This is a genomic window from Providencia sp. PROV205, from assembly GCF_028479505.1.
In the GTDB taxonomy this organism is placed as follows: domain Bacteria; phylum Pseudomonadota; class Gammaproteobacteria; order Enterobacterales; family Enterobacteriaceae; genus Providencia; species Providencia huaxiensis.
Window position 1 is genome coordinate 40,012 of sequence record NZ_JAMPNU010000011.1, and the last position, 14,884, is coordinate 54,895.

11 protein-coding genes and 1 tRNA gene are annotated in these 14,884 nt (G+C 42.1%); 1 reads left to right on the plus strand and 11 read right to left on the minus strand.

The annotated features are described in order from the left end of the window. Positions 1-43: 43 nt before the first annotated feature. From PR800_RS08200 to glyQ, 11 genes are all read right to left on the minus strand, one after another. Entirely contained in the window at positions 44-1,540 is a 1,497-nt protein-coding gene (locus tag PR800_RS08200; protein ID WP_102138870.1) for an insulinase family protein, read from the minus strand. Between the two features lie 169 nt (positions 1,541-1,709). Beyond that, complete coding sequence (locus PR800_RS08205) at positions 1,710-2,408, minus strand: HAMP domain-containing protein (RefSeq protein ID WP_102138869.1); 699 nt, start codon at positions 2,406-2,408, stop codon at positions 1,710-1,712. Between the two features lie 195 nt (positions 2,409-2,603). After that, positions 2,604-3,608: a dipeptide ABC transporter ATP-binding subunit DppF gene (gene dppF, locus PR800_RS08210; protein WP_195698069.1), complete on the minus strand. Its 1,005-nt coding sequence runs from the start codon at positions 3,606-3,608 to the stop codon at positions 2,604-2,606. Further along, a complete protein-coding gene (gene dppD, locus PR800_RS08215) occupies positions 3,605-4,585 on the minus strand; it encodes a dipeptide ABC transporter ATP-binding protein (protein WP_102138867.1) in 981 nt (326 codons plus the stop codon). Before dppD ends, dppF begins: the two co-directional genes overlap by 4 nt. 12 nt (positions 4,586-4,597) lie before the next feature. Further along, the gene (gene dppC / locus PR800_RS08220; RefSeq protein ID WP_102138866.1) at positions 4,598-5,500 is read right to left on the minus strand and encodes a dipeptide ABC transporter permease DppC; all 903 of its coding nucleotides are present in this window, start codon (positions 5,498-5,500) and stop codon (positions 4,598-4,600) included. A 10-nt stretch (positions 5,501-5,510) separates the two neighbouring features. Continuing rightward, a complete protein-coding gene (gene dppB, locus PR800_RS08225; protein WP_102138865.1) occupies positions 5,511-6,530 on the minus strand; it encodes a dipeptide ABC transporter permease DppB in 1,020 nt (339 codons plus the stop codon). Between the two features lie 168 nt (positions 6,531-6,698). After that, the gene (gene dppA / locus PR800_RS08230; RefSeq protein WP_102138864.1) at positions 6,699-8,306 is read right to left on the minus strand and encodes a dipeptide ABC transporter periplasmic-binding protein DppA; all 1,608 of its coding nucleotides are present in this window, start codon (positions 8,304-8,306) and stop codon (positions 6,699-6,701) included. Positions 8,307-8,924: 618 nt separating this feature from the next. Next, positions 8,925-10,517 (minus strand): ShlB/FhaC/HecB family hemolysin secretion/activation protein, encoded by a 1,593-nt coding sequence (locus PR800_RS08235; protein WP_272530546.1) that lies wholly within the window; start codon positions 10,515-10,517, stop codon positions 8,925-8,927. Positions 10,518-10,694: 177 nt separating this feature from the next. Continuing rightward, positions 10,695-10,771: transfer RNA gene (locus tag PR800_RS08240), tRNA-Pro, on the minus strand. Positions 10,772-10,991: 220 nt separating this feature from the next. Next, positions 10,992-13,061, minus strand: a complete 2,070-nt coding sequence (glyS, locus tag PR800_RS08245) for a glycine--tRNA ligase subunit beta (RefSeq protein WP_272530547.1) — start codon at positions 13,059-13,061, stop codon at positions 10,992-10,994. 9 nt (positions 13,062-13,070) lie between these two features. Continuing rightward, positions 13,071-13,979, minus strand: a complete 909-nt coding sequence (gene glyQ, locus PR800_RS08250) for a glycine--tRNA ligase subunit alpha (protein ID WP_102138861.1) — start codon at positions 13,977-13,979, stop codon at positions 13,071-13,073. Between the two features lie 202 nt (positions 13,980-14,181). Here glyQ and PR800_RS08255 point away from each other — a divergent pair, with 202 nt between their 5' ends. Next, a complete protein-coding gene (locus PR800_RS08255) occupies positions 14,182-14,745 on the plus strand; it encodes a DNA-3-methyladenine glycosylase I (RefSeq protein ID WP_102138860.1) in 564 nt (187 codons plus the stop codon). Positions 14,746-14,884 lie beyond the last annotated feature (139 nt).

Below are 14,884 nucleotides of genomic sequence, written 5' to 3' on the forward strand. Positions count from 1 at the left end.
GGATATTCAATGGCTATCTTTTCATATAACTATTTTTTCATATTTATTGTGCAGTAGATTTTTCTTCTACAGGTGAAGCAGGTGCGGCTTCTGTTGATACTGGCGCTGCAATCTGAGGCCATAGCACTTTGGTAAATTTCTGGCGAATTTGTTCCGCATCCATCAATTGCTTATCTTTTGGCTGCGCTAATACAAAAGCAGCTTCTTGAGATAATAACCTGCGGGCTTCCATATTAACGTGTTCAAGGCTCTGTGACGCCAAGAAGGCTTGCCTTAACCGCTGATACTGTTCAGGAGCGATATCAACGACCCCATTTTGTTGGGAAATCAAACGTTGGCTAATCAGAACGTCGGTACTCGTACGCGCATAAGCGGCAAACAACTGTGATAACTGCACCTGTTTCTCTTTGAGCATGTCGTCAAATAACTCAGCCGCAATACCATTTTGGTTAATTGATGCAAGCTCACTCGCGACAATGTCTGTCACCGCTGCCATTTTTTCAGGCGCTGCCGTGACCGTTAATGTACAACTGGCTTTTTGATATTGCACACGACAATCTAACCCCGGAACGACTTCCCCTTGATTAAATTTTTGATTGAACGCTTTTTGCAAGGAGCGATAAACTGCTTCACGCGCTAAGTCACTGGACCAATAACGCAGTAAGACATTTGAGTCTTTAATGGGTAGCCAATCAATATCCCAAATTAATGAAAGCGTGTCCTGTGCAGGTTGTTCCTGCAAGATATCAATAGATTGTGGTTTTACTGACGATAACACGGCAACAGAAACCGGTTCAGAGCGCCGACCTTCTAATGAAGAAAAATTTTGTGAAATTGAATCAGATAACATTCGAGCATCCACATGGCCCGCGACATACAATGTCATGACATCCGGTGTATACCATTTTTGATAAAAAGAATTCACACTTTCAAGCGCCACAGCACCATTCGGTTTTTGGCCTGGGTCGTACCCCATCATTGTTGATCCCTTTAAACGCGCTCGCCAAACAGGATCGTTGGCATTTAAAGGTAGTGTTGCAACTGGGACATTTTGTGCCGTCAAACCATTATGCAATGTCGTTTCTGTATACTCAGCACCTGCAACAGAAGTTGCTAACCAACTTAGCGCTTGCTTGATTAGGTCTGGGCGATTATTGGGTAAACTTAAGCTATAAATAGTGTAGTCATAGGAAACAACAGCGGGTGGAATTGGCATGTCAGGGTCTGCTGCCTGACGCCAGAATTCTTGTAATGTTGCAGTTGGAAACGCTTCTGTTTGATGAAACAACGCCATTTTAGGAATGAGGTAACTGTATCCTTTCTCGCTCGCTTTTTCTGTTAATGAGCCTGTTTTAATTGCTAACCTGAGCTGGATACGGTCATTTGGACGTTGTGGTGTTTGTAATAATTGCCAGCTAAAGCCATTTTCTAGCTTCCCTTGCTGCCATGCTGGATCGGGTTGTAAGGACTCAGCCCCCGCTAAATGCGCGACGGAGAATAATACAACACCAATGATATACCGAACTTTCAAGCCCTGCATGTAAACCCCTATGTGTTTTATATCTTTATATTTAACCGCGAATAACGACAGATAAATTAACGAAAAACGCGAACTTATCGGGTTAAACGATATAGTTTGGCTTTATTCCATTTTTCATTGTCACCACTATAACGATATTAGACCATAAAGCTGAGTTCATGTTCATGGCTTAGTCTGATTTTTGCTGTTTTCTTTGACGATTATACCCTTTTGCAAGTAAACCGAGCTCATCGTCACGATGATATTCAGACACAGTAATTTGATTAACTTCAGAATTTGTCTGTAATTCAATTGCGATTTTACGCAGTGGCCTTATTATCATTCGGCTGACACACCACGTCATTCCAATAGCAATAATGAGCACCAACAGCAAATAAGTGGTTGTCATCAATGCGAGTGTGTTTAGCGCGAACCGATAAACACGGTTAGGGTCAACCTGTAATGTTAAATACCCTTGAGGCTTCGCTTGCAACACAACATTGCCGTATGCATACAGCGGCACGGTCATTTCGACAGGTATCCCCACAAAATGCGTTACCCAATCAGGTATCGGCTTAGGCGTTGCAAAGCTTAGATTCATTACCGTTGTGCCATCAACCGTAATAATCGCATTTCCCATAATGCCTGATGTTTTTAAGCTTATCAGTAGCCGTTTGACTTCGTTAAGGTCAGAACTTAACAATGAATCTGTTAATGGTTCTTGAATTTGCACTACAGCGTTACTAAGTTGGTCTAAATAATCTTGCTTACGTTGGTCAACTAAATAGCTGAATTGAATAGCTAAAAAAAGCGCAAGTGATAGCAACGTAATCATAAAGAATACGACCATACTTTTTAATGTTAGTGAGCGTTGGACTCGGGTATTCATTTGGCCACAACCTTTCTAATCAAGCAGCTTTTTTAAAGAAAACGGAAACGTCAGCCAGTATACTTGATTTTATCTGCAAAAGAGTAGCTTAAAAAGAAAGATTGGGTATTTAGGACAAACAACACGTTAAAATAGCTTAAAGGCACACTTGAATAAAAAACGGTAGAAAATCAGCCTTTTCTACCGTTTCACACATTAACTCATAACAATCGTCTGTTTTTCATCTTCATCAACCGCAAAGCACGCAACCAACTGTTGGTTATATTCCTTCAGTGTTGGCTGGAATTGCGTACACTGACCGAATGCTCTACGACAACGCGCTGCAAATGCGCACCCCGGCGGCGGGTTCAAAGGGCTTGGCAACTCTCCCGTTAACTTAATACGTTCGCGCCGAGCATCTGGGTTCAATCTCGGTGTAGCGGATAATAACGCTTGGGTATAAGGGTGAAGAGGGTTATTAAAAATCTGCTCTTTTGTCCCTTTCTCCACACAGCGGCCTAAATACATCACCATGACTTCATCAGCGATATGCTCTACCACCGATAAATCGTGTGAAATAAAGACATAAGACAAACCTAAATCTTGCTGTAAATCCATCATCAGATTTAATACTTGAGCACGAACAGACACATCCAGTGCGGAAACGGGTTCATCTGCAACCACGATATCAGGGTCAAGCATTAAACCACGAGCTATCGCGATACGTTGACGTTGGCCACCAGAAAACATATGGGGGTATCGGCTATAGTGCTCTGTTTTCAAACCCACTTTAGCCATCATGGATAATACTTTTTCTTTGCGTTGCTCTTTCGATAACGAAGTATTAATCAATAGCGGCTCTTCCAAAATTTGCCCCACCTTTTTACGTGGGTTCAGCGAGCCATAAGGATTTTGAAATACAATTTGGATTTTTTGGCGACGCAATTTCTCTGCAGACTTATCTTTTACTAACAAGTCTTGGTCTTGATAATACAACTCACCTTCAGAAGGTTGCTCAATCATGGTTAATAAACGACCCAATGTCGATTTACCACAACCGGACTCCCCAACCACTGCCAGTGTTTTACCTCTTTCTAGTTCAAAAGAGACTCCATCCAATGCTTTTAAGGTTTTCTCAGCAGCAAAAACCCCTCTTTTGACAGAATAATATTTTTTCAAATCCACCGCTTTGAGCAATGGAGTGTGTTGTTTGTCACTCATAGTGTTGGCCTCCCCATATCATCCAGCGGCATATGGCATTTGACTTGGCGATCACCAACGGTTTGTAACATTGGCTCTTCTTGACGGCATATCTCCGTTGCATACGGACAACGTGGGTTCAATAAACAGCCCACTGGCCTATCGTATTTTCCCGGTACCACACCAGGAAGCGAGGCTAAACGGGATTTATTCGTCGCAAATTCCGGCAAGGCACGTAATAGCGCTTGTGTATAAGGATGGCGTGGATGTTTAAAAATATCACTTGCTTTGGCGGACTCAACCACCTGCCCCGCATACATCACAATAATATGATGTGCAGCTTCTGCCACTAAAGCGAGGTCATGAGTGATAAGCACTAATGCCATATTTTCTTGTTGCTGCAATTCCAACAACAATTCAATGATTTGGGCCTGAATAGTGACATCTAGCGCTGTTGTCGGCTCATCTGCAATCAATAATTTAGGTCGACATGCGATCGCCATAGCAATCATCACACGCTGGCTCATTCCTCCTGACAACTGGTGAGGATACACATCTAAACGTGATTGTGGGTCAGGGATCCCCACCATATCTAACAGGTCGATAGCCCGCTGTTTGCGTGTACTTTTGCTCCCGCCTTGATGCACTTTCAATGCTTCAATGATCTGATACCCCACGGTAAAACAAGGGTTTAAACTGGTCATCGGATCTTGGAAAATCATCGCAACATCGGCACCAACAATCTGCCTGCGTTCTTTTTCAGGGATCGACAGCAAATCACGTCCATCAAATTTTAATGAATCTGCCATTACTTTCCCGGGGTAATCGATCAACCCCATAATCGCGAGTGAACTCACCGATTTACCTGAACCCGACTCACCAACAATACCAACGACCTGGCCTTTATCAACGCTATAGCTGATGCGGTCAACGGCGCGAAACGGTGCTTTTTCGTCTCCGAAATGTACCGAAAGTTGTTCTACATTTAACAATGCCATTTGGTTACCTCATCACTGCTTGAGTTTTGGATCAAATGCATCACGTAACCCATCACCCATCAGGTTGAACGCAAGCACCGTCAATAAAATTGCTAATCCAGGAAAAGTCACTACCCACCATGCGCTTTGTGCAAATTGCAACACATCAGACAGCATCGTTCCCCATTCAGGAGTCGGTGGCTGTGCGCCCATTCCGAGGAAACCCAAAGCAGCCATATCTAAAATGGCATTCGAAAAACCTAAAGAGGCCTGTACAATCAAAGGTGCCAAACAGTTAGGCAAAATATTGACAAACATTTGACGAGCCGCTCCTGCACCCGCAACTCGGGAGGCAGTGACATAATCACGGTTGACTTCCACCAGTACTGCCGCACGCGTCAGCCTGATATAATGTGGCAAGGCAACAAACGTCAAAGCAATAGAAGCGTTAACAATGGACGGGCCGAAAATGGCCACCAGCACCAATGCTAATAATAGGCTTGGTAATGCCAGCATGATGTCAACAACTCGCATAATTAATGCGTCAACGACACCGCCAAAATAACCTGCGATTACTCCGATGGTAACACCCGCAATTAGTGATAATACGACCACCAAGCAGCCAACTAACAGCGATAAACGAGCGCCATACATTAAGCGAGAGAGTAAATCACGCCCAATATCATCAGTACCTAAAATAAATTGCCAACTTCCCCCGTCCTGCCAAACAGGTGGAACAAGTAAAAAATCACGAAATTGTTCATCTGGGGCATGCGGAGCTAATACTCCCGCAAAAATCGCAATCAGCACCATCAGGATAATGTAGAACATCCCGACAACGGCCCCTTTGTTACGTTTAAAATAGTGCCAAAACTCTTGTAATGGTGTCATCGGCTGCGGGGCGCTGACAACAGTTGGCTCAGTAGATTGAGACATTTAGCGCTCCTTATTTCTTATGACGAATACGTGGGTTTACAATGCCATACAGCACGTCGACCACTAAGTTTACGAGGATGATCAGTGTAGCAACCAGCAGGACGCCCCCTTGTACTACAGGGTAGTCACGGCGCTGTAGTCCTTCGATTAACCAGCGTCCTAACCCAGGCCATGAGAAAATAGTTTCTGTTAAAATAGCCCCTGCTAGCATCACCCCAACCTGTAAGCCAATTACCGTGACCACTGGTAATAATGCGTTGCGTAATGCGTGAATTAAAATGACGCGCGCGCGGCCAAGACCTTTGGCACGAGCAGTCCGAATATAGTCTTCTCCCAACACTTCCAACATTGACGAGCGAGTCATGCGCACAATAACGGCTAATGGGATCGTACCTAAAACAATAGAAGGCAATATTAAGTGCTCTACTGCATCAATAAAGTCACCATCCTCCCCCCAAATTAGGGTATCAATTAGCATAAAACCGGTCAGAGGCTGGGAGTCATCAAGAAAAACGGTGTCACTGACTCGGCCGGCTACTGGAGTGAGGTCTAACTGCACCGACACTAGCATGATGAGCATGATCCCCCACCAGAAGATAGGCATTGAGTAACCCGTTAAAGAAAGGCCGATTGCAGTATGGTCAAAAATTGACCCACGTTTTACTGCCGCTAAAACTCCAACAGGGATCCCAACAGAAACCGCAAAAATCATGGCGCAAGTGGCCAGTTCAACTGTCGCTAAAAAACGAGGTAAAAACTCTTCCCACACACCAATACGGCTTTTTAGGGAAATCCCTAAATCACCATGAAATATCCCATTGATGTAATGGAGATATTGCTTCCAAAGTGGCTGATCAAGCCCTAGTTCAGCCATTAAATAAGCATGCCTTTCAGGGGATAATCCCCTTTCACCTGCCATGATCATCACCGGGTCACCCGGGATCATGTGGACAAAAGCAAAGGTTAATAATGTAATACCGATAAACGTGGGGATCACAAGCCCCAATCGTCGGAGGATAAATTGCAACATATCCTGAATCTCTTTAATAATGCCGTTGACGGCTCTTAGTCCGTTTGGCTACTCAGAAAATCGCTTTTCCGGGTGCTCACAAACAACTTAACTTTTCCGCTTCTTCTAGAGAAGAAAACGCCCTCCGCTCTAAACCAGCAACGAAGGGCATAGACAGATTAGATACGATTACTTCTCAATATCGACGTTTTCGAAGTGGTGTTTGCCTAGTGGGTCAACCACATAGCCTTTGACTTCTTTACGTACCGGCTCAAACACCGTGGAGTGTGCAATGATGAGGGCTGGTGCCTGTTCATTCATCACAACTTGCGCTTGCTTGTACAGTTCAACTCGTTTGTCGTGATCTGCTGTTTGGCGTGCTGGTTGGATCAAGTTCTCAAAGCTTTCATTACACCATTTTGAGTAGTTAGAACCTTGCTCTTTTGCGGCACAGCTAAATAAGGTTGCAAAGAAGTTATCAGGGTCCCCATTGTCACCCGTCCAACCCATCATTACCGTTTGTGGCTCGCCATCTTTCGCACGTTTGAGGTATTCGCCCCACTCATAGCTGACAACTTTTGATTTAACGCCAACTTTTGCCCAGTCTGCTTGGATCATTTCCGCCATACGGCGTGCATTTGGGTTATATGGTCGTTGAACAGGCATCGCCCACAGGTCTATCTCAAAACCATTCGGGAAACCCGCTTCTGCTAATAAGGCTTTGGCTTTTTCAGGATTATATTCGTAATCATTCACAGCGTCGTTATAGCCCCACATTGTCGGCGGGATCAGGTTTTTCGCTTTTTGGCCTGCACCTTGATAAACCGCTTCAATAATTGCATCTTTGTTCACCGCCATAGACAGCGCTTGGCGAACTTTTTGATTATCTAACGGTTTTTTCTCGACATTATAAGAGAGGTAACCGACGTTTAGGCCTGGTTGCTCCATTAACGTAATGTCTTTATCTTGCTTCATACGCTCTAAATCAGCCGGATTTGGATATGGCATGACTTGGCATTCATTTTTCTGCAGTTTTGCATAACGAACGGAAGCATCTGGCGTGATAGAGAAGACTAAACGGTCAAGTTTAGGTTTTGTGCCCCAATATTGGTCGTTGGCTTTATAAAGAATACGGGAGTCTTTCTGATACTGTTGCAGAACAAATGGGCCTGTTCCAATTGGGTTTAAGTCTACTTTTTCTGGCGTACCCGCTTTCAACATCTGGTCTGCATATTCAGCAGAAAGAATGGATGCGAAATCCATTGCCATATCCGCTAAGAATGGAGATTCAGGACGAGTTAACGTAATTTTTACTGTGTTATCATCGACTTTTTCAACTTTATCGATAATTTTATCCATATCCATTCCCATAAAGTATTCATAGCTGCCACCTGAAACTTTATGGTATGGGTGATTTGCATCTTTTTGACGCATAAATGTATAGATTACATCGTCCGCATTCAAATCACGGCTTGGCTTAAATTCTTTATTCGAGTGCCATTTGACACCTTTACGTAGATGGAAAGTATATTCTTTACCATCATCACTCACTTCCCAGCTTTCCGCTAGGCCCGGTTCGATTTCCGTCGTTCCTAATTTGAATTCCACTAAGCGGTTATACAGTGGAATTGAACTTGCATCATAGGTTGTTCCTGACGTGAACAACTGTGGGTTAAAGCCCTCAGGGGAGCCTTCTGAACAATAAACTAACGTTTTTGCCTGTACTGATGCTGATACTGCTAATGCTGCCAATGTAAGCCCTACAGTCAGTAGACCTGTCTTTTTAATAGAGCGCATCTGTATGCTCCTATGGTGTTCATGTTGTTTTGCTTGATGCCTAAATCCGTCATAAAAGCGACAGATGTAGTATCTGTATTTTTTGTTATTCATTGTGCAATTAATCAACTGTTACTCACTTCGTCAATAGCCACATTTATGACTCACCCACAATCTATGTAACATATTAGAAACAATTAGCACTGCAATTTAGCTTAAAATTTCACAGTAGAGGACAAGATGCAGGCGTTATAACCATATAATCAATAGTGAATAGGGTTTTATGTTGAGGTTATTTATTTTTATATTTGTGATTAAGTGCTGAATTACTGAACGAATATAGTGCTTTTATTGGTGTAGTGCGAAATAAAACACTAAAGAGAATTGATATGGAAATTATTTTAGTATGTAATAATTTAGTTTGTTTTATAAGCAAATAAAAAACATTCAGCTGACTATGCTAAACAAAATTTTAACCAACTGATAACTTAAAGAATAAAATAACACTGATAAGGGTTTGTATTCTATTTGCCCAAATACAGAATATGCTTTAATACCAACGATAAAAGCTACAATTACCTAGTATTAATTCGGTCATTCCTCAATGATACAATTGTCTATCTTAACTCTATGATTTAACTAATAATGAACCCTTACCTGAAGACCTGTACTCATTGAATTCACCAACAGCTGATCAGTTTGCCAAATTGGAGTCTCCGTAAATAAATGATATGACAAACGCCCTATTTGGCCTTTAGCTCCGACTCTACCACCCAGCAATAGATTTTCTTTCCAAAAGGTCCCCCTATCATTTGATGTTGTTCCTAAACCTAACGAGGTATATAAAGCCATATATGGCCATGGGCTCTGCCAGAGGACCTCACTTTGTAGCTTTAAACTATTATCCCCCATATCAAAGGACTCGGCTCCTCCAATAAAACCGCTAACGCCTCCAAAACCAATAAATGACTCTTGCTCTAATAAAACATCTAACTTATCACGACTTAGTTGCACATCAAGTTGGCTTTCATATTGAAAAGGAGAGGCCACCCTCATTGCAGAAGCCGAAACTTGTAAAACCTGTGGCTTATTTAAACCTGTAACTTGCTGTGCATTTGCACCAAACCAGCTAGTTCCTTGTTTATACTTTAATGCAATTAAAGCGCTACCCTGTAAGAAGTTAACCTGATGAGTCAGCTCACCAATAATGTAATGAGCCAAACGTTGTTGTGTTTGTAAGTGTAGGTTGGACAAAAACGTGTCGCTCCTTTGGCTTTCAGACCCTAGGCTTAATGAAGTCATCGCGTTTTCTGTTCGCTTTAATAAATACTCGGCTTGTAATAATAAGAAACTGTTATGCTGCTTCAGTGGTAGAACAACATCATTGCTGGCAATGACCGTTTTATTTTTCTGGTATCCACTCAATATTGAAAACAACCAGTATTGATAAGGAAGAGAATAAAACAGCATGGCTGATTTGACTTCGGTTTCTTCGGTGTTGCTAAATTGACGGCTAATATTTGAATATAAAAAATCATTTAGTAACAAAGGATTAGCAACCATAAAAGTATGGCTAACTGTATTTGTATTGCCTACCTGATGGGCCTTTGAGTGTGACTCAAAGGAGAGAGTACCTTGAAATTCGCGCCGATGCTGGCCTAGCACTATAATTTGAGTGGCGTTTTCATGCTTATCATCTGCAATTAATTTGACTTGAAAAGGGATTAAAGATGCATTTTTTAAGTTATACAAACCTTGCTCAACTTGTCGCAGATTAAGCGTATCCCCTAGCTGAAAAGGAAATATATGTTGAAGTGATTTATCTTCTGCCTGCTCATGTTGATAAACCACTGAAGAAACTGTTCCTGCTATTATTTTTGCTTGCAAGATACCAAATAGAAAAGTTTGCTCTGGGTAATACAAGTAAGAGGTTAAATAGCCTGCATGAACTAGCTCTGCCGTAATGTCATCCGCATATTTAAGCAAGCCTTGTTCATCAATGCACTGGCCTTCTATTTTTTGCCGCCATCTATTCACTTGGCTACGAGCGATTTCCTTTACTTGCTCAAGCCCAATGAAATGTACTTGATTCATCATGATACAAGTAGAGGGGACTTGGATAATACCATTTGGAGGCGCTATAGGCGTGCTATAAGCTTTAAAGCCAATAATGGTACAAAAACTGAATAAGAAGCAGCAAAGATGTATCGATAAAACGTTATCAACTTTCATTAACGAGTCCTTGTAATGAAAAAGCGTTTTTACCTAAAACAACATGAGTGAGTCAGCTTATATATCAACAGAGATAGGTTATTGAGTGCAAGCCAAGTTAGTCTGAAATAGTTGAGGTGAAAAATAGGAAGGGGTAAAAACGAAAAAACCCACCTCAATGAGGTGGGTTTTAGAATTTGGTCGGCGAGAGAGGATTCGAACCTCCGACCCACTGGTCCCAAACCAGTTGCGCTACCAAGCTGCGCTACTCGCCGAAAACGGTGTGAATAATACTGCCAAGAACGGAGGTCGTCAACCCATTTTTCGCCAATTCTGTTCGTTTGCCGATAAAACCACCAAAATGGTAAGGTTTATATGCAAGTCGCCTTATTTAAAGCAAAAAATAAGCACTAAAATATTTTAGTGCTTATTTATCAAACAGGTTAGAGTTTATAAAAATAGCATTAACAACACGCTAATAACTCAATTTTAAGCCTATTGCAGTAAAGAAATATCCGCTACTCTTAAGAATAACTCACGTAACTGGCTTAATAGTGTCAAACGATTAATACGAACCGCTTGGTCTTCATCCATTACCATCACATTTGCAAAGAATTCATCCACGATATCGCGTAAAGAAGCTAATTCAACTAAAGCCTCTTGATAATTCCTTTCTGCAAACATTGGCGCAAGCTTATCTTGTAATACCACAACGTGAGTCGCCAGTTTGACTTCTTCAGGCATTTTTAGAACAGAGGCTAAAACGTTGTCCGCAAGTTTTTCTTCTGATTTGCTCAGAATATTGGAAACACGTTTATTTGCCGCTGCAAGTGCCTGTGCTTCGTCTAATGAACGGAAGTGAGTAACTGCTTTCACTCGCGCATCAAAGTCAGCAGGTTGTGTTGGGTGACGAGCTAATACCGCTTGAATGGTATCGATACTATAGCCTAATTCTTGATACCAAGAACGGAAACGACCAAGCATGAACTCAACAACGTCACTAACCACATTTTCATTGGTTAATTTATCACCGTATAAGCGAGCCGCTTCTTCTGTCATCTCAACGAGATCAAGCTGATAGCCTTTCTCAACAATAATGCGTAAGACACCTAACGCAGCACGGCGCAGAGCAAATGGGTCTTTATCGCCTTTAGGATGTTGGCCGATACCAAAAATCCCCGCAAGCGTATCCATTTTTTCAGCCAGTGCTAATGCAGCTGAAACGTCAGTCGATGGAAGTGCATCCCCTGAAAAACGCGGTTGGTACTGCTCTTTTAAAGCTAATGCAACATCTTCTGACTCACCATCATGGCGTGCGTAGTGCATTCCCATAACACCTTGAGTGTCTGTGAACTCAAACACCATGTTAGTCATTAAGTCACATTTTGCTAATAAACCAGCTCGTGTTGCATGATTTACATCCGCACCAATTTTGCTCGCAACCCAGCCAGCGAATGCTTCTAAACGGTCTGTTTTATCACGCAATGTACCTAATTGTTTCTGGAACAATACGGTTTCTAAGCGTGGTAAGTTATCTTCCAAACGTTGTTTACGGTCAGTCTTAAAGAAAAATTCGGCATCCGCTAAACGTGGACGTACGACTTTTTCGTTACCTGAAATGATTTGCTGAGGATCAGAAGACTCAATATTGGCCACAAAGATAAAGTTAGGCATTAGCTTGCCAGCCTTATCATAAACTGGGAAATATTTTTGGTCCCCTTTCATGGTGTAAACGAGCGCTTCTGAAGGAACCTCTAAGAATTTCTCTTCAAATTTAGCTGTTAAAACGACTGGCCATTCAACCAATGACGTCACTTCTTCAAGCAAGCTATCCGTTAAGTCAGCTTGGCCACCAAGAGCCTGAGCTGCTTTTTCTGCATCCGCTTTAATCACCGCTTTACGTTCTTCGTAATCCGCCATGACTTTACCGCGTTCACGTAAAATGGCTGGATATTGTTCAGCGTTATCAATAGTAAATTCAGCTTCACCCATAAAGCGGTGGCCACGAATTGTGCGCCCGCTCTTGATACCTAAGATTTCACCATCAATCACATCACTACCTAGCAGTAATGTGACTGTATGAACAGGGCGAACGAATTGGGTATCTTTATCAGCCCAGCGCATTAATTTAGGAATTGGTAGTTTTGCTAGCGCACGGCTAGTCATATCAACCAATAACTCACTAACGGCCTGCCCTTTCACTTGAGCACGATATAGTAGCCATTCGCCTTTATCTGTGGTCAAACGCTCAGCTTGATCAACAGTAATACCACAACCACGAGCCCAGCCTTCAGCGGCTTTAGTCGGTTGGCCATCTGGACCGAATGCCTGAGAGATAGCAGGGCCTCGTTTTTCAACTTCACGGTCTGGCTGTGAAGCCGCTAAATCAGCGACTTTAAATGCTAACCGACGGGGAGCAGCAAACCACGTTACTGCACCATGAGCGATATCAGCACCATCAAGTTCAGCCGTAAAATTTGCAGCAAATGATTCAGCTAATGAACGAAGAGCCTTCGGCGGTAACTCTTCGGTGCCGATTTCCACAAGGAAAGTCTGTTGAGTCATGACAGCCTCTTAGTTCTTATGACACATAGGGAATCCAAGCGCTTCACGAGAAGCATAGTACGCTTCTGCAACCCCTTTAGTTAGGGTACGAATACGTAAAATATAGCGTTGGCGTTCAGTAACAGAAATGGCTTTACGTGCATCTAGTAGGTTGAAAGTGTGAGCCGCTTTCAAGATACGTTCGTATGCAGGTAGTGGAAGTGGCGTTTCCAAAGCCAGCAAGTGTTGAGCTTCTTTTTCATACTCGTCAAAACATTTGAACAGAAAATCAACATTTGCGTATTCGAAGTTATAGGTTGATTGCTCAACTTCGTTTTGATGATAAATATCACCATAGGTGGTTTTACCCAATGGACCATCACACCAGACAAGGTCATACACGCTGTCCACGCCTTGAATATACATGGCTAAGCGTTCTAGGCCGTATGTAATTTCACCCGTTACCGGTTTACACTCAAGACCACCGACCTGCTGGAAGTAAGTAAACTGAGTTACTTCCATCCCGTTAAGCCATACTTCCCAACCTAGTCCCCAAGCACCAAGTGTTGGGTTTTCCCAGTTATCTTCAACAAAACGAATGTCGTGAACGGTTGGGTCAACACCTAATTCTTTTAAAGAACCAAGGTATAATTCTTGGATGTTATCGGGTGATGGTTTGATGATCACCTGAAACTGATAATAGTGTTGTAGACGGTTTGGGTTTTCACCATAGCGACCATCAGTAGGTCGACGGGATGGTTGGACATAAGCCGCAGCAATAGGCTCAGGGCCTAATGCACGCAAACACGTCATTGGGTGAGAAGTTCCTGCGCCGACTTCCATGTCCAATGGTTGAACAATGGTACAGCCTTGACGCGCCCAGTAGTCCTGTAATGTCAGGATTAGACCTTGGAAGGTTTTGGTATCAAACTTTTGCATGTTAGATCCGCACGCGATACGTAAAATTTAATGAAAGTACGCCAGTATACCCTTTGACCGCAAGATATACAGCATTGAATATGTCTGTATTTATTCTAAAAATAAAAAAAAATACTTTCACCCCTTTTAAACTGGTTATTTATACAGTATAAATAATTTGTTTTTTGAAACAAGGTTATTGAAACTGTAAAAAGGATGAAAAATGGATACTTCCCTGACACGCTGCCATTGGGTTAATCAAGATCCTGAATATATCGCTTATCACGACCATGAATGGGGTAAACCCACTTATGGCAACTTAGCATTATTTGAAATGCTTTGCCTTGAAGGCCAACAAGCCGGGCTCTCTTGGTACACTATTTTAAAAAAACGCCAAGGATATCGTGACTTATTTCATCATTTCGATCCTACAAAAATCGCATTAATGAGTGAGAATGATGTTGAACGACTTATGCAAGATACTCGAATTATCCGTAACCGACTAAAAATTAATGCGATTATCGCGAATGCAAAAGCCTATTTAGCGATGAAAGACAATGGTGAAGATTTTTCCACTTTTATTTGGCAATTTGTAAATGGTCAACCCATTGTCAATGGTTGGGAAAAACCATCACAAGTCCCTGCGGAAACTGAAATTTCTAAGCTTCTTTCCAAGGCGCTCAAAAAACGTGGGTTTAAATTTGTCGGTTCGATCACTTGTTATGCCTTTATGCAGGCAACTGGCATGATTAATGACCATTTAGTGAATTGTTGCCAATTTAAATAAATTAGTTTTTATCGGTGTAACTTACCAAGGAAAAAGAAAAATAAACCACCAAGGCATTAACATTGCAATATTTTAACTCGATAAATTAGAAACTTTCGATATTTTACATTAAAAAAAGATATGAATGGGTGGTTGAACT

Excerpts from the sequence above, each read along its gene's own strand:
- PR800_RS08200 (WP_102138870.1), bottom strand. The coding sequence starts at position 1,540 with ATGCAGGGCTTGAAAGTTCGGTATATCATTGGTGTTGTATTATTCTCC.
- PR800_RS08205 (WP_102138869.1), bottom strand. The coding sequence starts at position 2,408 with ATGAATACCCGAGTCCAACGCTCACTAACATTAAAAAGTATGGTCGTA.
- dppF (WP_195698069.1), bottom strand. The coding sequence starts at position 3,608 with ATGAGTGACAAACAACACACTCCATTGCTCAAAGCGGTGGATTTGAAA.
- dppD (WP_102138867.1), bottom strand. The coding sequence starts at position 4,585 with ATGGCATTGTTAAATGTAGAACAACTTTCGGTACATTTCGGAGACGAA.
- dppC (WP_102138866.1), bottom strand. The coding sequence starts at position 5,500 with ATGTCTCAATCTACTGAGCCAACTGTTGTCAGCGCCCCGCAGCCGATG.
- dppB (WP_102138865.1), bottom strand. The coding sequence starts at position 6,530 with ATGTTGCAATTTATCCTCCGACGATTGGGGCTTGTGATCCCCACGTTT.
- dppA (WP_102138864.1), bottom strand. The coding sequence starts at position 8,306 with ATGCGCTCTATTAAAAAGACAGGTCTACTGACTGTAGGGCTTACATTG.
- PR800_RS08235 (WP_272530546.1), bottom strand. The coding sequence starts at position 10,517 with ATGAAAGTTGATAACGTTTTATCGATACATCTTTGCTGCTTCTTATTC.
- glyS (WP_272530547.1), bottom strand. The coding sequence starts at position 13,061 with ATGACTCAACAGACTTTCCTTGTGGAAATCGGCACCGAAGAGTTACCG.
- glyQ (WP_102138861.1), bottom strand. The coding sequence starts at position 13,979 with ATGCAAAAGTTTGATACCAAAACCTTCCAAGGTCTAATCCTGACATTA.
- PR800_RS08255 (WP_102138860.1), top strand. The coding sequence starts at position 14,182 with ATGGATACTTCCCTGACACGCTGCCATTGGGTTAATCAAGATCCTGAA.